The following is a 22822-nucleotide window of genomic DNA, read 5'->3' as shown; positions in this document are numbered from 1 at the left end:
ATCCCCGTTCCGATCATTTGATGATGTAGATGGTCGCGAAAAGGCCGATCCAGACCACGTCGACGAAGTGCCAGTAGTAGGACACGACGATCGCGCTGGTCTGCTGCTCATACGTCAAGCGCTTCGCGGCGTACGTACGTCCCAGGATGAACAGGAACGCGATCAGACCACCCGTCACGTGCAAGCCATGGAAGCCCGTGGTCAGGTAGAACACCGAGTCGTACGGAGAGTGCGAGAGGATGTGACCCTCCTCCGCCAGGTGCCCGTACTCCCAGAGCTGTCCGCCCACGAAGAACGCACCCATCAGGAAGCTTACGACATACCAGAATCGCAGCTTCTTGACCTGGCCTTTCTCGACGGCCCACACGCCCAGCTGGCACGTGACGCTCGAAAGGACCAGGACGGTCGTGTTGAAGGTCGCGAACGGGACGTTGAGGTCCGCCTCAGGCCAGTGCGTGCCCTGCCCCAGGCTGACCGACCGGATGGTGAAGTACATCGCGAACAGCGCCGCGAAGAACATGAGCTCAGAGGACAACCACACGATGGTCCCGACCTGAACCAGGTTCGGCCGGCTGGACCCGTGCGGTCTCGTCGTCGTAGTAATTGCGGATGCTGTCGCCACGCCCAGCATTATTGCGGCTCCCCAGGTCGGGTCGCCCCACGACCCCCCGCTAGGGTCCATACGCGCCTACGAAACGGGCATGTCATAGCAATCGCCCCGGGGCTGCGAGCCCTGCAGCCGCGCCGGTAGCATCACGATGACCATACCCCGCGATTCGACAGTGAGCGTGAAATGAGGGTTCTCGTCTACAGCGACGACGCAAGCACCCGGGAGAAGGTGCGCCTGGCCATCGGGCGGCGCCCCGCCGCGGACGTGCCCCTCGTCGAGATCGTCGAGTGCGCGACCCAACCGGCCGTGATCAAGCACCTCGACTCCGGCGACATCGACGTGGCCGTCCTCGACGGCGAGGCGCAGCCGGCCGGCGGCATGGGGGTCAGCCGGCAGGCCAAGGACGAGGTGCACAACTGCCCGCCGATCCTGCTGCTCATCGCCCGCAGGGACGACCGGTGGCTGGCCAACTGGTCCCGCGCCGACGCCGTCGTCGCGCAGCCCATCGACCCCGTCGTCCTCGCCGAGGCCGTGGCCGACCTCATGCGGCGCCGCCTCAGCCTCACCCAGGCGCACTGATCCGGGCGCACTGAACCGGGCACACTGATCCGGGCGCATCAGCTCCGGGCCCTGGAATTCTGGGCGCCGGCACCGGGCGCGCACTGACGCCGGGCGTACCGACGCCGGGCGCCGTGGCGCCCGGTCCGGGGCCCACGTGTCACCGCACCGGCCCACCCGGCCGAGGCGGGGGCACACGCGTCACCGGACTCACCCGGGCCCGGGCGTCGCCGGGCCGTCGCTTCACCCGGGCACGCCGACGCCGCCCAGTCGCACCGAACCGCCGACCCGACCCCACACCGAATCCCGCGGAGCCCACCATGGACACGCGCACCACCTGGCCCTCCACGCTGAACGCCCTGCTGGCGGGTGAGAACCTGACGGCCGACGAGACGGCCTGGGTGATGGGGGAGATCATGTCGGGGTCGGCCACCCCGGCGCAGATCGCCGCCTTCGCCGTCGCCCTGCGGGCCAAGGGCGAGACCATCGCCGAGGTGACGGGCCTCGTGCGCACCATGTTCGAGCGCGCCACCCCGCTCACGGTCGAGGGGCCGGTGGTCGACATCGTCGGCACCGGCGGTGACCGGGCGCACACCGTCAACGTCTCGACGATGGCCGCGATCGTCGCGGCGGCGGCCGGGGCCCGGGTCGTCAAGCACGGCAACCGGGCCGCCTCCTCGCTGTGCGGCGCGGCCGACGTGCTCGAACACCTGGGCGTCGCCCTCGACCTGTCGCCGGAGACCACCGCCAGGGTCGCGGTGGAGGCGGGCATCGCCTTCTGCTTCGCGCCCGTCTACCACCCCGCGCTGCGCTTCACCGGCCCGCCGCGCAAGGAGATCGGCGTGCCGACGGTGTTCAACTTCCTCGGGCCGCTCGCCAACCCGGCACGCCCCGCCGCCCAGGCCATCGGCGTGTTCGACGCGCGCATGCTGCCGGTAATGGCCGGGGTCTTCGCCGAGCGCGGCGTGTCGGCGCTGGTCTTCCGGGGCGACGACGGCCTGGACGAACTGTCCACCGCGGCCCCGTCGACGGTCTTCGTCGTCAGGGACGGCACCGCGACCCAGACGGCGATCGACCCGGCCGACCTCGGCATTCCCCGCTCCCAGCCGGGCGACCTGCGCGGCGGCGACGTCGAGTTCAACGCGGCGGCGGTGCGCGACCTGCTGCGCGGCGAGACGGGGCCGGTACGCGACGCGGTGCTGCTGAACGCGGCGGCCGGCCTGGTCGCCTACGACGGCCCGGGCGACGACCTGACGGGCGACCTGCGCACGGCGTACGCCCGCGCGGCCGAGGCGGTCGACTCGGGCAGGGCCGCGCAGACCCTGGAGCGCTGGGTCGAGATCAGCCGCACGCTCGGCGGCAAGGCCTGATCGCGCTCCTGATCCGGATCGCCTCCACCGCTGGAGGGATCAGGCGTCCGCCTTGATGGGGACGTGCCGGGTTCGGCGTTAGCCGTACCGTTCCCGCCATGATGCGCCTGTTCGCCCTTCGCGTCATCCACCGATGGGCCGCGTTGGCCCGCGGCGGGATGGCCATGCTCACCGCCGGTCTGCGCGGCGCGCCCTCGGCCGGTTCTCGCCCCGGCGCGGTCTTGCCGGGACTGGACAGCGGCAGGGGCGGCCGGCAGGGCCGGGCGGAGGGCGGGGACGGCGCGCGGCCCGGGCGTCCCGCTCACGCCGACGCCGAGGACGACGCCGTCTGGGAACGCCTGCGGATCGCCTCGGAACTGCACGACCTGGTGGCCCACGACCTGAGCGTGATGACGCTGGGCGTGGGAGCGGGCCGGGTGATCATGGACAAGGACCCGGAACGGGCGCGGCAGACCTTCCGCGAGGCCGAGGAGTCGGGCCGCCGGGTGCTGTCCGACCTGCGCCGGATGATGGGTCTGCTGCGCATGGACGGGCAGCGCCGCGGTCCCCAGCCGGGCCTGGGAGACCTGCCCGGGCTGATCGACGACTTCCGCGCGAGCGGGCTCGGCGTCTCGTTCGCCGAGGTCGGCGCCCGGGGGAGCGGCCCCACGCTGGAGCTGTCGGCATACCGCATCGTGGAGGAGGCGCTGGGCAACGCCCTGTGGTACGGCATGGCCCGCACGGCGACGGTCACGCTGCGGTGGCTGCCCGCCGTCGTCGAGGTCGTCGTCCACGACGACGGGCTGCCCCGCGACCGGCTCGTCAGCACCTGGGAGCGCGCGGCGCTGTTCGGCGGCTCGGTCGCCGCGCACCCGCTTCCCGGCGGGTTCGAGGTCCGCGTGCGGCTGCTACGTCCGGCCTGATCCGCCGCGCTCCGCCTGGCCTGCTCCGTCCTGCCCGACCGCGTTCTACCTGCTCAACCGCGCTCTGCCCGCTCAACCGCGCTCTGCCCGGCCGACCGGTGTGTCTGGCCGGGCGGGGTCAGTCCGCGTCGGCGAGGCCGATGGAGAAGGCCGCCTCCAGGTCGTGGCGGGAGTAGGTGCGGAAGGCGATGTGCGTCTCGGTGTGGCGCACGCCGGGCACCTTGTTGACGCGGCCGGGCACGACCTCGGCCACCTCGTCGTAGCGGCCGACCCTGACCATGGCCAGCAGGTCGAACTCGCCGGTGATCGAGTACACCTCGCTGACGCCCTCGATCTCGGCGATGGCCTCGGCGACCTCGGGGATCCTGTCGACGTCCGCCTTGATGTGGACGATCGCGGTGACCATTCGCGTCTCTCCTGCTGTCTCGCGGCTCGGGTCTGTCGCCCCCGACCTTAGTGCCACTCCCGCCGCGTCACCGCAGGGGCCGTCCCTCACGGCGGTCGCCGCGCTGGTGCCGGTAGGCGCGCTCGATGCGCTCGATCAGCCGCCCCGCGCCGTACGCGGGAAGGCTCCAGGTGCCGTCGACCTGGACGAGGCGCACGCCGGGGGAGTCGAGCCAGCGCAGCACGCACTCGGTCTCCTCGGCGCTGGCGGCCGGGGTGGGGCCGGGACCCGGGACGACCGTCTCCGCCGTGGCGACCAGCGCGTCCACGTACGGCGTGGGGTGGGCGCCCCTGGGCATCACGCCGGCCGCGGCGAGCCTGCCGTGCCGGATGACGTGGATGTCCCAGCCCCCGTCGAAGGCCGGGCTGGCCGCGACCATCTGCGGGATGCCGGTCAGCGAACGCAGGCGCTGCATGCGCGCGGCGGTCCTGACGTAGGCCGCGAGCCGGTCCCGGTCGACGGCCGCCTCCTCGTATCGCTGCTCGGCCGACAGGCGGCTCATGCGCGCCTCCATCGCCGAGAAGACCGCCTCCGCGTCGAGTTCCATCGCGTGCCGGGCGTGGCGGACGTGGCGGGCGTAGCTCTCCTCGCTCTCGCGGCCCTCGCAGGGCGCGCCGCAGCGGCCGATCTCGGCGAGCGCGCAGGCGGGGCGCCGCACGCGGGCCGACAGCCGTTCGGTGCACTGCCGCAGCGGCAGCGCCTCGTGCATGGCGGTGCGCGCGTCGTCGGCGGTGCGGCTGCTGCCGAACGGGCCGAGGTAGGCCGCGCCGTCGTCCTTCACCTCGCGCACGACGCTGAGCCGGGGGAAGGCCTCGTCGGTCAGCTTGAGCCAGACCACCCGCTCGGGGAAGCGGGACCGTCTGTTGTAGCGCGGCTTGGTCGCCCCGATCATGCGCAGTTCGCGGATCTCCGCCTCCAGCGCGGTGGCGCAGACGATCGTCCTGACCCGCTCGGCGATGCCGACCATCTCGCGGATGCGCGAGCGGGTCTCGCTCGCGGTGAAGTAGCTGCGCACGCGGTTGCGCAGATTGGAGCTCTTCCCGATGTAGAGCGCCTCGCCCTTGGCGTCCTCGAAGATGTAGACGCCGGGCGCGCCGGGTACCCCGTCGGCGAGGTGGCGTTTGCGCTGCTGCTCCGGAGTGGGGGCGCGGACGAAGCCGCGCAGGTCTTCCAGCGTGTGCACGCCGAGCGACCCGACCCGCGCGATGAGGCCGTGCAGCACGTCGACCGTGGCCTTCGCGTCGGCCAGCGCCCGGTGGCAGGGCTCGGTGGAACTGCGGAAGACCCGGGCGAGGGTGGCCAGCTTGCAGTTGGGGGTCTCGTCGCGGGTCAGCACGCGGCGCGCGAGGTCGGCCGTGTCCACCACCGGGTTGGCCGGGGGCGGGTAGCCGTTGACCTGGCACGCCGCCTTCAGGAACGACATGTCGAACGGCGCGTTGTGCGCCACGAGCGCCGCCCCGGCGATGAACTCCAGGAAGCTCGGCAGCACCTCGGAGAACTTCGGCGCGGCCACGACCATCGCGTCGGTGATGCCGGTCAGCACGGAGATGAACGGCGGGATCGGGCCGCCGGGGTCGACCAGCGTGGCGAACTCGCCGATCACTTCGCCGCCGCGCACCTTCACCGCGCCGATCTCCGTGATGGCGTGCTCCGCGGACGACCCGCCGGTGGTCTCCAGGTCGAAGACGACGAACGTCACCTCCCGCAGGGGAGTGCCGAGCTCGTCCAGCGTGCCCTGTACCGCATCCACGCCCATGACCATAGAAGTCCCGACCGACAATTGCCGCCCCCGCCCCAGGCGGAGGCAAAGCGACGGTCAGGCGGGCGGCTACACGGAGGCCGCTCCGGCGCGCCACTCGCGAGCCAGCATCGCGAAGACCAGCTCGTCGCTCCACGCGCCGGCGAAGAACTCGTTCTCCACCAGGCGGGCCTCCAGACGCATGCCGAGCCGCTCCATGAGGCGGGCGGAGGGGGTGTTGCGCGCGTCGCAGTTGCCGTGCACGCGGTGGAGCCCGAGACCCTCGAACCCGATGCGCAGGATCTCGCGCGCCGCCTCGGTGGCCAGGCCGCGGCCCTGGTAGGCCGGGTTGAAGACGAAGCCGATCTCGCCCTGGCGGTGCTCGCGGCTGCGCAGGAACAGCGTGAGGTCGCCGATCACGGGCCCACCGCCGGCCGGCGCGGCGGCCACGCTGAGCACGTCGCCGTCCTCCCCGATCGACGCGCAGGCGATCTTCCGGTCGAGCGCGGCCTTCGTCTCCTCCCGCGTACGGGCGTCCCAGTAGAGGTATCTGGCTACCTCCGGCAGGGAGTGGAAGGCGTGCAGGTCGTCGAGGTCGGCCTCGGTGAAGGGGCGCAGGACCAGCCGGGGGGTCGTGATCGGGTACGGCGGGGTGAACACGCCGCCAAGCGTAAGGACAGGGACCGGGCGCGCGCCAACGGGTCGTGCCTCCCCGCCCCGCCGGTGCGGGGCACGGTGACAGATCTTGAACGCGACATGGACACGGTGCGACGGCCGTACCCTTGAAAGAAGACAAGAACAAGGGAGTGTCTCGCAGATCTTGCCGTGTGAGGGCGGTTCGGTGGGCGCGCCGCGAGGCCAGGGCCTCGCGGGCGGCGGGCATCGGGGACGTTCTCGCACTCGGGGGCGACAGCACCGCGAGGCGCCGCCGGGGCGACCGCAGTGGGCAGAAGATCTGTAGGACACGACCGAGGAGCGACGAGATGAGTTCAGCCGGAGAAGGCCTGTCTCGTCCGTTGCCAGAGCAGGTCCGTTTACACGTGGTGGAGGTCGCGGCGCAGGTGCTGGGCTCGATGCCCGCCGCGGCCGTGCCGCCGCCGTTGCGCAACATCGCCAAGTTCGACCCGCGCAAGCGCGCCCGCCTGGGCAGCGCGCCGATCGCGGCCCAGCTGGAGAACGACAAGGAGTTCCGCGAGCGGGTGGCCGAGACGGTGGAGACCGCCTGGCCCGAGCTCGTGGCGAGCCTGGCCGAGGGCACCGTGCCCCCCGCGGCCGAGCCGGTGCTGGTCGCGGCGGCGGCGTACCTGACCCGCCCGCCCGGCTGGCCGGACCTGGTCGAGCAGGCGCGGACCGACCTGGAGCAGGCCGCCGCCGCGGGCACCCAGCGGGAACAGGCGGAGACGCGGCTGCGCGAGCAGCTCGCGGCGCAGCGTGCCTCCGCCAAGGAGGAGATCGACCGGGTGCGCGAGCAGCTCAAGGCGGCCCGGGCGGAGAACTCCGACCTGCGGCGCAAGCTGCACGACGCCCGCGAGCGGGTCAGGGCCGCCGAGGCCAGGGCGGCCGAGCTGGAGGCAGAGACGGCCGAGGCGCGGGCCAGGGCCGCGAGCGCCAACGGCGCGGCCGAGACCGAGCTGCGCAGGCTCAGGGAGCGCCTGGCGGACGCCGAGCGCCAGCTGGAGGCCAGCCGCAGGGCCGCCCGTGAGGGCCGCAGCATCGAGGACGCCCGGGTGCGGGTGCTGCTGGACGCGCTCCAGGACGCCGCCGCCGGGCTGCGCAAGGAGCTCGGCCTGCCCACGACGATCAGCAGGCCGGCCGACTACGTGAACGCGGTGCTGCCGGGCGAGCCGGGCGTGACGGCCGTGCCCGCGCGGGCGCTGGCCAACGACGATCCCCAGCTCCTCGACCAGCTCCTCGCCATCCCTCATCTGCATCTGATCGTCGACGGCTACAACGTGACCAAGACCGGTTACCCGTCGCTGACCCTCGCCGACCAGCGGGCCCGGTTGCTGACCGGGCTCGGCGGTCTCGCCGTGCAGACGCGGGCGGAGGTGACGTGCGTGTTCGACGGCGCCGAGCTGAACGGGCCCGTCCAGGTGTCCGCGCCGCGCGGGGTGCGGGTGATGTTCAGCGCGCCCGGGGAGATCGCCGACGACCTCATCCGCACGCTGGTGCGGGCGGAGCCGCCGGGCCGGGCCATCGCCGTGGTCTCCTCCGACCGGGAGGTGGCCGAGTCGGTGCGCCGCATGGGTGCCCGGCCGGTGCCCTCGCTCCTGTTGCTGCGCCGTCTCGGCCGGAGCTGAAGCGCCGTACGCGCGCTCCGGACCGGCGTCGTCACGGTGAGTGATGACTGCCGCGAATACCTGCGAATAGGTTGAAGCATCAAGATCGCCTAGATAGAGTCGCGCCGCAGGTTTCGTTGATCTAAGAGGTTGATCCTCAAGGGGGCTCAGTGCGAGGGCGTGTGCCGGTGGCCGCCGGTCTGGCCGCCGTGGTCCTGCTGACGCCGATGGCGGGCGCGCAGGCGGATCCGAAGCCCACAGTCGCGCAGGCCAAGGCGAAGCTGAGCAAGCTCAACGAGCAGGCCGACACGCTCGTGGACCGCTACAACGCGGCCAACGAGAAGTGGAAGAAGGCGAAGCAGAAGTACCTCGCGATCAACGACGACTACAAGAAGCAGAACGTCCGGGTCGAGGCGCTGCGCTCCGGGCTGGTCTCGATGGCCGTCAGCAGCTACCAGGTCGGCGAGATGGGGTCGTGGGGCGGCGTCTTCTACAGCTCCAACCCCGATGCCATGCTCAGCGGCCTCGCCACGCTCAACCACATGTCGGCCGAGCGGGCCGGGCGGCTCAGGGAGTACGAGGGCGCCATCAAGGACCTCAAGGACCGCCGCGACCAGAGCAAGGCGGTGTACAAGGAGGCCACCGACGTCAGGGGCGAGCTCGCCGACGAGAAGGACAAGGTCGACAAGCTCGTCCGTGAGCAGATGAAGCTGCTGCGCTCGCTCGGGACGTACAACCCCGGCAACCCCAACAGCGCAGGCGTCGTCTATGCCGGGCCGGCGTCCGGCAACGCGCTGTCGGCCCTCCAGTTCGCCTACAAGCAGGTCGGCAAGCCCTACCGTTACGGGGGCACCGGACCGGCCTCCTGGGACTGCTCGGGGCTCGTGCAGGCCGCGTGGGCGGCGGCGGGCGTGACGCTGCCCCGGACCAGCTACGAACAGTGGGCCTGGGGCGCGAGCCGCAGGGTCTCGCTGGACGAGCTCCAGCCGGGCGACCTGCTCTGGCACGCCGGGTACGGGCACGTCGGCATCTACGCCGGCGACGGGAAGGTCGTCCATGCCCCCCAGACCGGCGATGTTGTGAAGATTGTCACACTCGCCGAGTATCACGCGATCGGAGCTGTGCGCCCCTGAGGGCCCGGCCATGTTTGTGATCTCTGTGCCTTTTGTGGCTTCTGTGACCCGATTTAGTCGTTGTTGCCGAGATTGTGAGCAGAGTCACACTTAGCCGTTTGCGGTGCGGGTAAGCTGCGCTTTCTTCTCGGCGGCCTTCGTTATCCGATCTTTATCCGGCGGGAAGGCTTTGCCGAACGCGGCGGGACCTCGGTAGCTTCTGGGCCGCGGCGAGCACACCTCGCCGCGGCGCACCCGGTCGGCCGGCCGGGGCGCGCAGTCATCCACCGTCATCGGCGTCCTCCATCACCCTCCCCTTCGCGGGATCCCCCGGCGCCGGTGGCCTGCCGAGTCCGTGCAGTCAGGAGGCACGGAGCCGGGGAACCATCGACCTTCACGCGAAGGTCCGGGGTGAATCGGCGCATCGCGCGCCGTAGGGCGACTTCCCCGCCCGAACCCGTCAGCTAACCCGGTAGGCGTGAGCGGAAGACCCGAGGAGAGATCCTGTCTACCACCCCCGCTAGTCTGTCCCGTCTTGCCCGAATTGCCCTTGGTGGTGCCGCTTTGACGGCGTCCGTAGGGGTCGCCGGAGCACATCCGGCGGCGGCCGACACGGTGACGGTCACGGTCGTCAAGACGGCCACAGCGACGAAGACGGCCACGAAGACGGGCACCGCGACGAGCGCGAAAACCGCCGCCCGCAAGGCCGCCGCGAAGAAGCAGACCAAGAAGCACACCGCCAAGCGGAAGATCAGCAGGGCCTCGCTCCAGCGGGTCAAGGCCCAGCGCGCGGTGAAGGCCGCGGAGAAGCAGATCGGCGACCCCTACCGCTACGGAGCAACGGGACCGGGCGCGTTCGACTGCTCGGGCCTCGTCCAGTACGCCTGGCGCAAGGCGGGCGTACGGCTGCCGCGCACGACGTGGTCCATCCGCGGCGCGGTCAGGAAGAAGGTGTCCTGGGGACACTTCGAGCCCGGTGACCTGATCTTCACCAGCGGCGGCGGCCACGTCGGCATGTACGTCGGGCACGGCAGGATGATCCACGCTCCGCACACCGGCACGCGGGTCCGGATCGACAAGCTGGACGCCTACCGGAGGAGCACCTTCGTGGGTGCCGTCCGTCCCGGCGTCTGACGGGCACCGGTCACCAGCCCCCTCGACCGGCGCCGTCCTCGCGGCCCCGTCCACCTCGCCGAGGTGGACGGGGCCGTGGCACGTGCTGGTTACCATGCACGGCGTGACTGTCACGAGCGCCGTGCCCGGGGGCGTGCCGGGCGCGCGCGCCGAGGCCGATCGGCGCCGGCCTGAGGTTCCGCCTCACGGGTTCCGTCCCCGCCGGATCGCGGCCGTGGCCGCCGCCCTGGCCGCGCTGCTCGCCGGGCCCGCCGCCGCGGCCCCGCCCGACCCGCTGCTTCCGCTGCGACTGGACGCCCGGGCCGCCGTGCGGGAGCACCCGGGCATGTGGACCGGTGCCTCCGTCGCCCGCGGCGAGCGCGCCGTCGTCGTCGGGTCGCCACGGCCGCTGGTCGCCGAGATCGCCGCGCTGGCCGATCGCGCGGGCCGCACGGTCACGAGGATCTGGGGCGGGTACGGCGGCGCGGTGGTGCTCGTGCCGCGCACCGAGGAGCAGGCCGCCGTGCTGGCCGAGCCGGCGAAGGTGGACGGCCTGGCGGCCGTCGCCACCGGCGGCCGCGTGATCGTGCAGCCGGCGGCGTTCGCCCGCCTGTCCGCGACCGGCCGCCTGGTCGTCGTGACCCATGAGCTGACGCACGTCGCGACCGCCGGTCCCCGCGCGGTGCCGATGTGGCTCATGGAAGGCTTCGCCGATTATGTGGGCTACCTGGACAGCGGACTGCCGGTCCGTACGGTCGCCGCCGAACTGGCCGCCGACGTGGCCGCCGGGAGGCCGGCGCTGAACGGCCTGCCCGGGCCCGCCGACTTCGCCGCCAGGCCCGCGCAGGCGTACGAGGAGGCGTGGCTCGCCTGCCGCTACGTCGCGGCCCGGTTCGGCGAGCGGAGGCTGGTCGCCCTCTACCGCGCCGCGCTGCGCGAGGGGATCGGCGCCGCGCTGCGGGAGGTTCTCGGGCTGTCCGCCGACGGCCTGACCCGCGAATGGCGGTCGTACGCGCGCGAGCAGCTCGCCCGGTCCTGATCTCCGCAGGGCGCCGGATCTCCATGAGGTGCGGGTGCGACCGCGGCTGCGACAATGCGTTCTCGGGCGGCGCGGGCGGACCGCGCGACCACGCCGGCAGCGGGGGTGAGGATGACGAAGCGGACGCTGATCGTCACGAACGACTTCCCGCCCAGACCGGGCGGCATCCAGGCGTTCGTGCACGGCCTCGCCTCGCGCAGGCCGCCCGGCTCCGTGGTCGTGTACGCCCCGCGCTGGAAGGGGTGTGAGGAGTTCGACGCCCGCCAGCCGTACGAGGTGGTCCGTCATCCCTCCTCGCTGATGCTGCCGACGCGCTCGGTGGCGAGGAGGGCGGCGGCGCTGGTCGAGGACGGCGCCACCGTCGTCTTCGGGGCGGCGGCGCCGCTGGGGCTGCTCGCTCCCGTCCTGCGCGCCGCGGGCGCGGGCCGGATCGTCATGCTCACCCACGGGCACGAGGCGTCGTGGGCCCGCCTGCCGGGCGCGCGCGCCCTGCTGCGCCGCATCGGCGCGGGGGCCGACGTCGTGACCTACCTCGGCGAGTACACCCGCCGCCGGATCGCCCGGGTCGTCCCCGCCTCCAGGCTCGTACGGCTCGCGCCCGGCGTGGACACCGCCGCCTTCCACCCGGGGGCCGGCGGCGACCGGGTCCGCGCGTCCCTCGGCCTGGGCGACCGGCCGGTGGTCGTGTGCGTCTCCCGGCTGGTGCCGCGCAAGGGCCAGGACGTGCTGCTGCGGGCCTGGCCGCTCGTCCTGCGGCGGATTCCCGGCGCGGTCCTGCTCCTTGTCGGCGGCGGCCCCTTACGGCGGTCGCTGGAGCGGACGGCCGCCCGGGCCGGCCTGCGCGGCTCGGTGGTCGTCACCGGGTCCGTCCCCTGGGCGTCCCTCCCGGCCTACTACGACGCGGGCGACGTGTTCGCCATGCCGTGCCGCAGCAGGTTCGGGGGGCTCGACGTCGAGGGCCTCGGCATCGTCTACCTGGAGGCGTCGGCCACCGGGCTGCCGGTGGTCGCGGGCTCCTCCGGAGGCGCCCCCGACGCCGTACGGCACGGCGAGACGGGCCTGGTGGTCGACGGCACGTCGCACACGGCGGTGGCCGGCGCGCTGTGCGACCTGCTGGGCGACTCGGCCCGCGCCCGTGAGATGGGCGAGCGGGGCCGGGCCTGGATCGAGGAGGAGTGGCGCTGGGACCTCGTCGCGGCCCGGTTCGCCGCGCTGTTGTGACGGAAGGCCGCCTCAGCCGGTGAACACCTCCACGAGGAGGAGGCCGTTCACCGCGCAGATCACACCAGCGACGACGGCGCCGGCGACGGTGGTGAGGCGGCGGTTGACGAGATCGCCCATCAGCTTCCTGCTGCCGGTGAACGCCACGAGCGGGACCAGGGCGAACGGGATGCCGAAGGACAGCGCGACCTGGCTCAGCACGAGCGCCCGCGTGGGATCCACCCCGGCGGCCAGGACCGCCATGGCCGGGATGATCGTGACCAGCCGGCGCGCCAGGAGCGGCACGCGGCGGCGCAGGAACCCCGCCATGATCACCTGCCCGGCGTAGGTCCCCACGCTGGAGGAGGCCAGGCCTGAGGCGAGCAGGGCGAGCGCGAACGCGACGGCCGCCCCGGGGCCGAGGACCTGCCCGAGACCGGCGTGGATGGCCTGCAGGCTGCCGGGATCGCCGCCGCCGAACGTGACGGCGGCCACGGTCAGCATCGCCATGTTCACCAGCCCGGCGGTGCCGAGGGCGACGGCGATGTCCATCCTGCTGGCGCGCACGGCCTCCCGGCGACCGCCGTCCGCGCCCTGGCGCTGGGTGAGGGCCGAGTGCAGGTAGACGACGTGGGGCATGACGGTCGCCCCGATGATCCCGGTGGCCGGCAGCAGGCTGTCGGTCCCGGCCAGGCGGGGCACGAAGCCGCCCGCCACACCCGCGAGGGACCCCGACAGCAGCACCTGGTAGGCGAAGCCGGCCAGGACCACACCGAGCATCGCGGCGACGGTCGCCTCGAACCGGCGGCGTCCGCGCGGCGCGAGCATGAGCAGAAGCGAGGAGACGACGGCCGTGACGGCGGCGGCCGGCAGCAGCGGCACGCCGAACAGCAGGTTCAGGGCGATCGCCCCGCCGACGAACTCGGCCAGGTCGGTGGCGGCGGCGACCAGCTCGGCCTGCACCCACAGCGGCAGGCTCACCCGGCGCGGCAGGTGGTCGCGGCACAGCTCGGGCAGGTTGCGGCCGGTGGCGATGCCGAGCTTGGCAGAAAGCGCCTGCACGAACATGGCCAGCACGCTCGCGAGGGCGATCACCCACAGCAGCATCGTCCCGTACTGGGCGCCGCCCGCCATGTTGGTCGCGAGGTTGCCCGGATCGATGTACGCCACGGAGACGACGAAGGCGGGACCGCACAGGTCGGCCAGCCGCGCCAGGCGGCCCGGCGCCGCCCGCCCCTCGGCGGGTACGGCGGGCGCGGGCCCGTTCAGGGGACGGCGGGAGTCGAGCACGAAAGCCTCACAGGCGGGAAACCTCGCGTGCGGCACGGCGGAGCAGGGTGTCGCGGCACCGGGTCGGGCTTTTCTGGCTTGGCCTCGAACTGCAGGCGGCGGTTGTGCCGGAACATGGGACTCCTCGCGTAGGAAACCACAGGGAGCCGCAGGCCTTACGCGGGCGAAGGGCGCGACCCCGCTGGTGCATCTGGCGGGGGGTCACGCATAAATCCCAACACGTGGCGCAACGGGACCACAGGAGCGACACCTAACGAAGGATCCAATGGATGGACAGGTGCCGCCCCCCCGCCGTGATTAGCGCGAAGAGCCAGCTGTTCGCGCATATGCGACACATCGGCGTGCGCGAGCGGGCCGGGAAAGGAGCGGAGGCCGGTCGGTCAGGGTTTGCGGCCGATGCCGCCGGTGACGCAGACGCCGCCGAGGTCGAGGGGGTGGCGGACGGGTTCCTCGGGACGCCACTCGGGCACGTGCACCACCCCGGGCTCGACCAGGTCGAGGCTGTACGGCGGGTCTCCGTGATCGTGTCCCGCTCCGCTGGGACGGTGCGCCGAAACGGCCGAAACTTGTCAAAAACTTCCGACATGTTTCGGCGCACCTGCTCGGTCAGTCGCCGTACAGCTCGTCGATCTGCTTGGCGAAGTCGCGGGCCACGACGTGCCGCTTGATCGACTGCTTCGGCGTGACGTGGCCGGTCTCCTCGCTCAGCTCGATGTCGAGGATGCTGAACTTCTTGATCTGCTCGGCCTTGGAGACCATCCGGTTGGCGTCGTCCACGGCCTGCTGCACCTCGGCGACGACGCCCGGGTCGGAGCAGAGCTCGGCCATGGAGGCGCCGGAGCGGCCGTTGGCCTGCTTCCACTGCTCCATCGCCTCGTGGTCGAGAGTGACGATCGCGCCGATGAACGGTTTGCCGTCGCCGACGACCATGACCTGACTGATCAGGCGGTGCGCCCGGATGGCGTCCTCGAGCGGTGCGGGCGCGACGTTCTTGCCGCCGGCGGTGACGAGGATCTCCTTCTTGCGGCCGGTGATGCTCAGGTAGCCGTGTTCGTCGAGGTGGCCGACGTCCCCGGTGTGGAACCAGCCCTCCGGGTCGATCGCCTCCTTGGTGGCGCGCTCGTTGTTCCAGTAGCCGTCGAAGACGTGGCGGCCCTTCACCAGGATCTCGCCGTCGTCGGCGATGCGGATGCTCACGCCGGGGAACGGCTTGCCGACCGTGCCGATCTTGTTGGCGCCCGGGATGTTGACGGTCGAGGGCGCGCTGGTCTCGGTCAGTCCCCAGCCCTCGAACACCTCGATCCCCACGCCGCGGAAGAAGTGGCCGAGCCGCTCACCGAGGGCCGAGCCGCCCGAGACCGCCGCCGTCAGCGCGCCGCCCGTGGCCGCCCGCAGCTTGCCGTACACGAGCTTGTCGAAGGCCGCGTGCTTGAGCCGGGCGCCGAGGCCGGCCCCGCCGGAGCTCTCGGCCTTGCTCCACTCGATCGCGGCCCGTACGGCGGCGTGGAAGATCTTGCCCTTGCCCTCCGCGTTGGCCTTCTGCTCGGCGGCGTTGTAGACCTTCTCGAACACCCGCGGCACGCCCAGCAGGAACGTGGGCTTGAACTCCCGCAGGTCGGGGGCCACGTTCTTCATGTTCGGGCTGTGCGCAAGCACCGTGCCGGTCTCGATCAGGACGATCTGGATGAGCCGGGCGAAGCTGTGCGCCAGGGGGAGGAAGAGCAGCGCGGCCCGGCCCTCCACGTCGAACAGCGTCTCCAGCGGCCCGTGTGAGACGTTGCGCGCGGTGAACAGCAGGTTGTCGTGGGTCAGGCGGCAGCCCTTCGGCATGCCGGTGGTGCCGGAGGTGTAGATGATCGTGGCGAGGTCGCGCCCGCCCCGGCTCGCCCTGCGCTCGGCGAGCGTGTCGTTGGTCACGTCCGCGCCGAGGCGCTCCAGCTCGGCGAACCCGCCGTCGTCGACGCGCCACAGCAGCGGCAGCTCGGGCACGGCCTCGCGGACGGTCTCCTCGTGCGCGGCCGTCTCCACGAACACGGCCTTGGCGCCGCTGTCGGTCAGGATCCACTTCACCTGGTCGGCGGAGGAGGTCTCGTAGATCGGCACTCCGACCGCGCCCGCCGCCCAGATGGCGTAGTCGGCGACGGTCCACTCGTAGCGGGTGCGCGACATCAGACCGACCCGGTCGCCGGGTTCGATCCCGGCGGCGATCAGTCCCTTGGCGACGGCCGCCACCCTGTCCCTGAACTGCGCGGCGGTGACCGGTGTCCACGGCGCGGCCGGGTCCTCGCCCTCCTTGCGGCGGACGACGACGGCCTCCGGCTCGTCCACGCCGCGCTGGAACACCACGTCGGTGCAGTTCGCGGACGGGGGCACGTCCACCAGCACGGGAACGCTGAACTCGCGCACGGGTCACTCCTTCGCGCACGGCCTCGCGGTCCCCGGAGCGCAGGGCGGGAACCGCGTTGCGGGCATAACTCTTCGTGTCTCACCGGACGCTACCGCGCGATGTTACGCAGGGGTAGGTCCGTCACCCAGGCGTTATCCAGGGACAAATCGACGCTATCAGTGTCCCCCGCGCGGCGAGCCCGACACCTTTCCGTTACCCAAGCGGATGCTAGGTAAAGCGGCCGTTACCATGTCCCCCATGCGCATCCACGTCGTCAGCGACGTCCATGGCCGGGCCGACGCGCTCGCCCGCGCGGGCGACGGGGCCGATGCCCTGATCTGCCTCGGAGACCTGCTCCTGTTCATCGACTACGCCGACCACTCGCAGGGCATCTTCCCCGACCTGTTCGGCGCGGAGAAGGCGAGCGAGTACGTGGAACTGCGCGCGGCGGGCCGCTTCGACGAGGCGCGGCAGCTGTCGGCGGGTCTGTGGGCCTCCCTCGACGGCGACCCCCGCGACCTCATGGAGGCGGCGGTCCGCCGCCAGTACGAGCAGATCTTCTCCGCCATGCCGACGCCGGCCTACCTCACGTACGGCAACGTGGACATGCCACGCCTGTGGGCCGACCACCTGCGGCCCGGGCAGCGGGTCCTGGACGGCGATGTGGTCGAGATCGGCGGGCTGACCTTCGGGTTCGTCGGCGGGGGCCTGCGCACCAGGTACCGCACGCCGTACGAGATCGACGACGAGGAGTACGCGCGCAAGGTCGAGGCGATCGGCGAGGTGGACGTGTTGTGCTGCCACATCCCGCCCGCCATCCCCGACCTGCTGTACGACGTGGTGGCCCGGAGGTTCGAACGGGGGAGCGAGGCCACGCTGGAGGCGATCAGGAGGACCCAGCCGCGCTTCGCGCTGTTCGGCCACGTCCATCAGCCGCTGGTCAGCCGTACCCGCGTCGGGCGCACGGAATGCGTCAACGTCGGCCACTTCCGCGGCCGTGGCACGCCTTTCGCCCTGGAATGGTGAAGTACGGTTGGCGCATGGCTGATCGCACTTCGTCGAGCATCACGATCGGCGCCGGCCGGTCGACAATCATGGCTGTCATCGCCGACTTCCCCGCTTATCCGGAGTGGGCCGGCCAGGTGAAGAAGTCCGAGGTCCTGGAGACGGGCGCGGACGGCCGTGCCTCCCGGGTCCGCTTCGTCCTCGACGCGGGCGTGATCAGCGACGAGTACGTCCTCGGGTACGACTGGGACGACGACGCGGGCGTGAGCTGGCGGATGGTCGAGGCCGGGAAGATGCTCTCGGGCCTGACCGGCAGCTACCGCCTGACTGAGAACGGCGGCGGCACCGAGGTCACCTACGACCTCGCCGTGGACCTGAAGGTCCCGATGATCGGCATGATCAAGCGCAAGGCCGAGAAGGTCATCGTCGACACCGCGCTGAAGGGGCTCAAGCGGCGCGTCGAGAGCCGATGAGGATCCTCCTCTTCACGGGGAAGGGCGGTGTCGGCAAGACCACGGCGGCCGCCGCGACCGCCACGCTCGCCGCCGAGCGGGGCAACAAGACGCTGGTCGTCTCCACCGACACCGCGCACTCGCTCGCCGACGCGCTCGGCGTGCCGCCCTCGTCCGAGCCGGTCGAGGCCGCGCCCGGCCTGCACCTGCAGCAGGTGGACACCCAGAAGTCGCTGGAGCGGCACTGGGGCGAGTTACGCGACTACGCCGGCAACGTGCTGGCGGAGCTCGGTCTCGACGAGGTCACCGCCGAGGAGATCACCGTACTGCCCGGCGCCGAGGAGATCCTCGCGCTGCTCGAACTGCGCGAGCAGGCCCGCACCGGCCGCTGGGACGTGATCGTCGTCGACTGCGCGCCGACCGCGGAGACGCTTCGCCTGCTCGCCCTGCCGGAGGCGCTCGACTGGCACGTCAACCGCCTGCTTCCCACCGGCAGGCGGATGCTCAGGGCCCTGTCGCCGGTCATCCGGCACGTCGCCAAGGTGAGCGTGCCCGAGGGCGAGGTCGTCTCGGCGGGGGAGCGGCTGCACCGCGGCCTGCTGGAGGTGCGCGCGCTGCTGACCGGCGACGACGCGTCCGTGCGGCTCGTGCTGACCCCCGAGGCCGTGGTCGTCGCCGAGGCCCGCCGCACCCTCACCTCGCTCAGCCTGTACGGCTACCGCGTCGACGCGGTGATCGCCAACCGGGTCTTCCCCGCGGAGGGCGCCGACGAGTGGCGGCTGGGCTGGGTGGAGGCCCAGGCCAGGCAGCTCGCCACGGTGCACGAGTCGTTCGCGCCGCTGCCCGTCCTCACCGTCCCCTACCTTCCGGCGGAGCCGGTCGGGACCGCGGCCCTCTCGGGCCTCGCCGCGCGGATGTACGGAGACCGGGATCCCTTCGCGCGCCCCGACGTCGAGCCGCCGCTGAGGTTCACCACGGACGAGCTGGCGCTGTCCCTGCCGCTCGCGGACCGCGACGATCTCGACCTCGCCCGCAAGGGGGACGAAATCATCGTCACCGCGGGGTCCTATCGGCGCGTCATCGCCCTGCCCGCCGCCCTCGCCCGGCGTGAGATCTCCTCGGCCGCGCTCCGGGACGGCCGGCTCCGGGTACGGTTCGAGGCAGGAGGGGCGAAATGACGGATTCCAACGACACCACTCCGCGCAGCCAGGACCCGCTCGGGTCGGCGGCGGAGGAGGCGATGAAGCTGCTGGACGCCGTACAGCGGCGGATGGGCCGGGAGCTCGGCAAGGGGCTCGTGAAGGGCGGCGTGAGCGGCTTCGGATCCGCCTTCGGCGGCGCCGGCGCGAGCGGCCGGGGCGGCGACGTGTGGAGCGAGGCCGTCGCGGAGGACCACGACGAGTACGTCTGCCGGGCCTGCCCGGTGTGCCGGGTCATCGCGGCACGCCGCGAGTCCGGCGGCGACGTCACCGGCCACCTGATCGCGGCGGGCGGAGAGCTGTTCGCGGCGTTCAAGGAGGCGGTCGACGCCCTGCAGCGCCCCTCCGCGAGCGGCAGGGCGCGACCGGCCGGGGAGCGCCGATCCGGCGAGCCGAAGGTCGAGCACATCGACCTGGGTTGAAGGGCCGGTTAAGGGCGGGCGACGGCGGGATTGCCACAACCCGGCTCGATCGGCTTCAATCGGCGCGGCGTGATGCCTCGGGCGGGTGACGGCCCGGGCGGAGCGGATCGGGCGGAAGCGGATTGGGCGGAAGGAAGACGGCATGGCGCTGACCATCGGCGTGGACGTGGGCGGTACCAAGATCGCGTATGGTGTCGTCGACGAACACGGTGCCATCATCGAGCGCGGCCTGCGGCACAGCCCGGCGGGCAGTCCGGAGAAGATGGCGCTCACGATCGCCGATGCGGTGACCGAGCTCGCGGCACGGCACTCCGTCGAGGCCGTCGGCATCGGCGCGGCGGGCTTCGTCGACGAGACCCGCTCGATCATCCGCTTCGCCCCCAACCTGGCCTGGCGCGAGGAGCCGCTGCGCGAGAAGGTGGGCGAGCTGGTCGGCCTGCCGGTCGTGGTCGAGAACGACGCCAACGCCATGGCCTGGGGCGAGTACCGCTTCGGCGCGGGCCGGGGCGAGAGCCACGTCGTGTGCGTGACCGTGGGCACGGGCATCGGCGGCGGCATCGTGCTCGGCGGCGAGCTCTACCGCGGACGGTGGGGGATGGGCGCCGAGCTCGGGCACATGCAGGCGGTGCCGGGCGGCCGTCCCTGCGGCTGCGGCAACAGCGGCTGCTGGGAGCGGTACGCCAGCGGCAGCGCGCTGCTGATGGAGGCCAGGGACAACGCGCAGGCCGACCCGGAGGCCGCCGCGCACCTGCTGCGGCTCGGCGGCGGCTCGGCCGAGGGCATCCAGGGCGAGCACGTGACCGAGGCGGCGCGCCAGGGCGACCGGGCGGCGCTGGCCGCCTTCGAGTCGCTCGCCCGATGGCTCGCCCAGGGGCTGGCCGACATGGCCGCGGTCCTCGACCCCGGGTGCTTCATCATCGGCGGCGGCGTCTCCGGTGCGGCGGATCTGTTCGTCGACCGGGTGCGCGAGGAGTTCGCCGCGCGGCTGACCGGCCGGGGGCACCGCCCGCTCGCCGAGATCAGGGTGGCCGAGATGGGCCCGTCGGCGGGGCTGGTGGGAGCCGGCGACCTCGCCCGGTTCCGCTGACGGCGTGCTGCGGGTCGCGACCTACAACGTCCGGGGACTGAAGGACGACCGCAGGGCGCTGGTCCGGGTGATCCGGGCCCTGCGGCCCGACGTGCTGTGCCTGCAGGAGGCGCCCCGCCTGCCCGGCTGGCGGCGGAAGCGGCGGGCGCTGGCCCGCGCGGCCGGTCTGTCCGTGGCCGCCGGAGGCCGCGTCGGCGGGACCGCCGTGCTCACCGCCCCGGACGTACGGCTCCTGCGCGGGCGCGGGCACCGCCTGCGGTGGTTCGCCGGGCTCGAATGGCGCTCCATCGCGCTCGCCGTGGTGGAGAAGGACCGCGAGAGGTACGCCGTGTGCTCGGCCCACCTCGACCTTCTGGCGGGGGCGCGCCTGAGCCACGCCACCCAGATCGTTCCGCTCCTGGAGCGCGCGGCCCGGGAGTTCGGCGCCGCGCCGGTGCTCGCCGGGGATCTCAACGAGATCCCCGGTGCCCCGGTCTGGCGTCTTCTCGGGGGCCGCTACACGGACTGCTTCACCGCCGTGCGGGGCCCCGCGCCGCGGATCGGGGCGGACGGGGACGACGGCCGGGCCGGTGCGACGTTCCCGGCCCGCGATCCCCGGGTGCGGATCGACGCGATCTTCGCGGGCCCGGGCCTGACTGTCGTGTCGTACGGCGGCGCGGACGTCCCGGCCGATGACCTGCCCGCCGCGAGCGACCACCGGCCGGTCGTCGCCGAGATCGCCTTCACGCCGTCCGCCCGGGCCTGACACGCCGCTGACGGGCCGGGGGACGGCCGCGGATTCCGCTCGGCCGGAGACGGCCGGAGACGGCCGGCACGGTCGCGTCCCCGCGTCTCTAGGTAATCGGATTCGCGGCCTGTGTGACGGGGAGTGCCCGGTCCCCCGTACGATCGTTTCATGACCCGCCGCCTCATACGGCGTGCGGTGCCGTTGTGTGTGCTGTCCGCCGGCCTGCTGACCGGACTCCTCCCGCGCGCCACATCGGTCGCGCACGCGCACACAGGGATCGTCCGCGCCCAGGCGGAGCGCAGCCCGTCGGGGGACGAGGTCGCCCAGGACGCGGGCTCCTCCACCGGACGGCTCCAGCCCGACGGCTCGCTGTCCGACGTGGCCGGCCTGTCGGCCAAGGACGTCTGGGCCGTGGGCCAGCAGAACGCCTGGGACTTCTGGCGGAACCAGGGGATCATCACCCACTGGAACGGCTCCTCCTGGAGCGAGGTGCCGATCCGGGGCGACGCCACCGGCGCCGGCCACCTGCGGTCGGTCGCCGCCGCCTCCGCGACCGAGATCTGGGCCGTCGGCGACGGCCACGACGGCCTGCCGTACGTCGCGAAGGGCTCGCGCGACGGCTTCGACCGCGTCGGCGTGCCGCAGCTGCGCTCCGGGGACTGGCTCGGCGGGGTCGCCGCCTCGTCCGGGCGGGTGGTCGCGATCGGCAGCCGGGACGGCAAGGCTTTCCTGCTGAGCAGCGGCGGCTCCGCCAAGGGCACGACCTGGAAGACCGGCCAGGGCCCCGGGGGCGCGCTGTACGGCGTGGCGCTCGCGGGCCGGTCGGACGGCTGGGCGGTGGGCGACTCCGGCTCTGGGCCCCTGGCCATGCGCCTGACCGGCAGCGGGTGGAAACAGGCCGATCTGCCGGAGATCAAGGGCGGCTTCCTGCGGGACGTGTACGCCGACGGCCGCAAGCGCGCGGTCGCGGTCGGCGGCGTCTACCAGAGCGACGGCGGCATCGCCCCGCTGGTCCTCGACTGGGACGGCAGGCACTGGAAGCGGGTGACGCCGCCGGAGCGGCGCGCGGAACTGTACGGCGTCACGGGGGACGGCGACGGCGTGTTCTGGATCTCCGGGTACGACCCGAGGCACGAGGCCGAGGGCTTCCTGCTCCGGTACGACGGATCGCGCTGGACCACGCTGCGGGGCCCGGCGCCGGCCGAGGAGCGCACGGTGCGGCTCCAGGCGGTCGCGCACGTAGGCGACCTCACCATGGCGGTCGGTCACACGCTGGACGACAAGGGCCGCTACACCGACCTCGTGGAGCGGTTCGGCCCGCCTCCCGCCGACAGCACGGTGAAGGCGGCCTCCGAAGCCGAATGAACACCGGCGCGGCGTGGCCCGGACCGGCCGGGGCGCGCGCCGGAGTCAGACGACCGCGCCGTCGTCCCAGCCGGAGTCGGCAGGCGGCCCGTCGCCCATACGCACGACGAGGATCACGAATCCCGCGATGAACGCCGACACCGCGGCGAACACGATCCAGCCGTCCATGGGCCATTGCAGCAGAGCGGCCAGGAGCAGGTAGGCGGGGCCGCCGAACAGCGCGAGCCAGGAGAGCCTGCTGAGGGCGTCGCCGTGCGGAAGCGGCGGAGGGGCCGGTGGGATGTAGTGGTCGTCGTCGACCGGGGCGGGAGGCTGCTCCTCGCCGGTGCGGTCGTCGTCCTGGGCCGTGTCGCCGGGAGCCGCGTCGCCGGGGGCGTCGTCACCGTCGCCCGCGTCGGTCTCCTCGGTGACGTTCTCCCGGTCAGGCCATGGCTGTTCGGCCGAGGCGTCCTCGGCTGTCTCGTTGAACGAGGCGACGATCTGGCGCCAGACCTCGTCCTCGTCACTTTGCGGCGTCACGTCG

At 72.8% G+C, this 22822-nt stretch carries 23 protein-coding genes and 1 riboswitch; of the genes, 15 read left to right on the top strand and 8 right to left on the bottom strand.

The features are described from left to right. Positions 1-13: 13 nt before the first annotated feature. Positions 14-631 (bottom strand): aa3-type cytochrome oxidase subunit III, encoded by a 618-nt coding sequence (ctaE, locus tag QSK36_RS14465; RefSeq protein ID WP_030508904.1) that lies wholly within the window; start codon positions 629-631, stop codon positions 14-16. A 162-nt stretch (positions 632-793) separates the two neighbouring features. Between ctaE and QSK36_RS14460 the strand changes: the two genes are divergently transcribed. From QSK36_RS14460 to QSK36_RS14450, 3 genes are all read left to right on the top strand, one after another. Further along, positions 794-1189, top strand: coding sequence for a DNA-binding transcriptional response regulator (locus QSK36_RS14460; RefSeq protein ID WP_182897304.1), 396 nt, complete (start codon positions 794-796; stop codon positions 1187-1189). Positions 1190-1488: 299 nt separating this feature from the next. After that, on the top strand, positions 1489-2538 hold the full coding sequence (gene trpD, locus QSK36_RS14455; protein ID WP_285782754.1) for an anthranilate phosphoribosyltransferase: 1050 nt from the start codon (positions 1489-1491) through the stop codon (positions 2536-2538). A 98-nt stretch (positions 2539-2636) separates the two neighbouring features. Beyond that, complete coding sequence (locus QSK36_RS14450; RefSeq protein WP_285782753.1) at positions 2637-3440, top strand: sensor histidine kinase; 804 nt, start codon at positions 2637-2639, stop codon at positions 3438-3440. Positions 3441-3558: 118 nt separating this feature from the next. Here QSK36_RS14450 and QSK36_RS14445 read toward each other — a convergent pair whose 3' ends face one another. The 3 genes from QSK36_RS14445 to QSK36_RS14435 form a co-directional block, all read right to left on the bottom strand. Next, a complete protein-coding gene (locus QSK36_RS14445) occupies positions 3559-3846 on the bottom strand; it encodes an Lrp/AsnC family transcriptional regulator (RefSeq protein ID WP_079313341.1) in 288 nt (95 codons plus the stop codon). Between the two features lie 67 nt (positions 3847-3913). After that, positions 3914-5641, bottom strand: coding sequence for a DEDD exonuclease domain-containing protein (locus QSK36_RS14440; RefSeq protein ID WP_183539453.1), 1728 nt, complete (start codon positions 5639-5641; stop codon positions 3914-3916). A 72-nt stretch (positions 5642-5713) separates the two neighbouring features. Next, on the bottom strand, positions 5714-6283 hold the full coding sequence (locus QSK36_RS14435; RefSeq protein WP_285782752.1) for a GNAT family N-acetyltransferase: 570 nt from the start codon (positions 6281-6283) through the stop codon (positions 5714-5716). Positions 6284-6606: 323 nt separating this feature from the next. On the opposite strand from QSK36_RS14435, the gene QSK36_RS14430 reads away from it, so the two are divergent. After that, positions 6607-7923, top strand: coding sequence for an NYN domain-containing protein (locus QSK36_RS14430; protein ID WP_285782751.1), 1317 nt, complete (start codon positions 6607-6609; stop codon positions 7921-7923). Positions 7924-8072: 149 nt separating this feature from the next. Further along, entirely contained in the window at positions 8073-9035 is a 963-nt protein-coding gene (locus QSK36_RS14425) for a C40 family peptidase (RefSeq protein WP_285782750.1), read from the top strand. 90 nt (positions 9036-9125) lie between these two features. Here the strand turns inward: QSK36_RS14425 and QSK36_RS14420 are convergent, their stop codons facing one another. Beyond that, entirely contained in the window at positions 9126-9308 is a 183-nt protein-coding gene (locus tag QSK36_RS14420; protein WP_183539459.1) for a hypothetical protein, read from the bottom strand. Between the two features lie 41 nt (positions 9309-9349). Further along, positions 9350-9504, top strand: a riboswitch (cyclic di-AMP (ydaO/yuaA leader). 74 nt (positions 9505-9578) lie between these two features. On the opposite strand from QSK36_RS14420, the gene QSK36_RS14415 reads away from it, so the two are divergent. The 3 genes from QSK36_RS14415 (at position 9579) to QSK36_RS14405 (ending at position 12387) form a co-directional block, all read left to right on the top strand. Continuing rightward, complete coding sequence (locus QSK36_RS14415; RefSeq protein WP_285782749.1) at positions 9579-10148, top strand: C40 family peptidase; 570 nt, start codon at positions 9579-9581, stop codon at positions 10146-10148. Positions 10149-10251: 103 nt separating this feature from the next. Further along, the gene (locus tag QSK36_RS14410) at positions 10252-11166 is read left to right on the top strand and encodes a gluzincin family metallopeptidase (RefSeq protein ID WP_285782748.1); all 915 of its coding nucleotides are present in this window, start codon (positions 10252-10254) and stop codon (positions 11164-11166) included. Between the two features lie 111 nt (positions 11167-11277). After that, on the top strand, positions 11278-12387 hold the full coding sequence (locus tag QSK36_RS14405; RefSeq protein WP_285782747.1) for a glycosyltransferase family 4 protein: 1110 nt from the start codon (positions 11278-11280) through the stop codon (positions 12385-12387). A gap of 12 nt (positions 12388-12399) precedes the next feature. Here the strand turns inward: QSK36_RS14405 and QSK36_RS14400 are convergent, their stop codons facing one another. Together QSK36_RS14400 and QSK36_RS14390 are read right to left on the bottom strand one after the other, a co-directional pair. Further along, positions 12400-13656 carry an Nramp family divalent metal transporter gene (locus QSK36_RS14400; protein ID WP_285782746.1) on the bottom strand — a complete coding sequence of 419 codons (1257 nt, stop codon included), beginning with the start codon at positions 13654-13656 and terminating at the stop codon, positions 12400-12402. Positions 13657-14262: 606 nt separating this feature from the next. Next, positions 14263-16062 carry an AMP-dependent synthetase/ligase gene (locus QSK36_RS14390; protein ID WP_285782745.1) on the bottom strand — a complete coding sequence of 600 codons (1800 nt, stop codon included), beginning with the start codon at positions 16060-16062 and terminating at the stop codon, positions 14263-14265. A 238-nt stretch (positions 16063-16300) separates the two neighbouring features. Between QSK36_RS14390 and QSK36_RS14385 the strand changes: the two genes are divergently transcribed. The 7 genes from QSK36_RS14385 (at position 16301) to QSK36_RS14355 (ending at position 22299) form a co-directional block, all read left to right on the top strand. After that, entirely contained in the window at positions 16301-17068 is a 768-nt protein-coding gene (locus QSK36_RS14385) for a metallophosphoesterase family protein (protein ID WP_183539467.1), read from the top strand. Positions 17069-17082: 14 nt separating this feature from the next. Further along, positions 17083-17520: an SRPBCC family protein gene (locus QSK36_RS14380; protein ID WP_285782744.1), complete on the top strand. Its 438-nt coding sequence runs from the start codon at positions 17083-17085 to the stop codon at positions 17518-17520. After that, positions 17517-18677: an ArsA family ATPase gene (locus QSK36_RS14375; protein ID WP_285782743.1), complete on the top strand. Its 1161-nt coding sequence runs from the start codon at positions 17517-17519 to the stop codon at positions 18675-18677. Before QSK36_RS14380 ends, QSK36_RS14375 begins: the two co-directional genes overlap by 4 nt. Continuing rightward, entirely contained in the window at positions 18674-19120 is a 447-nt protein-coding gene (locus QSK36_RS14370; RefSeq protein ID WP_183539473.1) for a hypothetical protein, read from the top strand. Before QSK36_RS14375 ends, QSK36_RS14370 begins: the two co-directional genes overlap by 4 nt. Positions 19121-19262: 142 nt before the next feature. Then, a complete protein-coding gene (locus QSK36_RS14365) occupies positions 19263-20207 on the top strand; it encodes an ROK family glucokinase (RefSeq protein WP_183539481.1) in 945 nt (314 codons plus the stop codon). 4 nt (positions 20208-20211) lie between these two features. Then, entirely contained in the window at positions 20212-20952 is a 741-nt protein-coding gene (locus tag QSK36_RS14360) for an endonuclease/exonuclease/phosphatase family protein (RefSeq protein WP_183539483.1), read from the top strand. Between the two features lie 150 nt (positions 20953-21102). Next, the gene (locus tag QSK36_RS14355; RefSeq protein WP_285782742.1) at positions 21103-22299 is read left to right on the top strand and encodes a hypothetical protein; all 1197 of its coding nucleotides are present in this window, start codon (positions 21103-21105) and stop codon (positions 22297-22299) included. Positions 22300-22344: 45 nt separating this feature from the next. On the opposite strand, the gene QSK36_RS14350 is transcribed toward QSK36_RS14355, so the two are convergent. Then, positions 22345-22818 carry a hypothetical protein gene (locus QSK36_RS14350; protein ID WP_183539487.1) on the bottom strand — a complete coding sequence of 158 codons (474 nt, stop codon included), beginning with the start codon at positions 22816-22818 and terminating at the stop codon, positions 22345-22347. Positions 22819-22822: the final 4 nt, after the last annotated feature.

The organism is Microbispora sp. NBRC 16548 (assembly GCF_030268985.1).
GTDB classification, from domain to species: Bacteria; Actinomycetota; Actinomycetes; order Streptosporangiales; family Streptosporangiaceae; genus Microbispora; species Microbispora catharanthi.
Note: the sequence above shows the minus strand (reverse complement) of the source record. Positions and strands in the feature narration are given on the sequence as shown.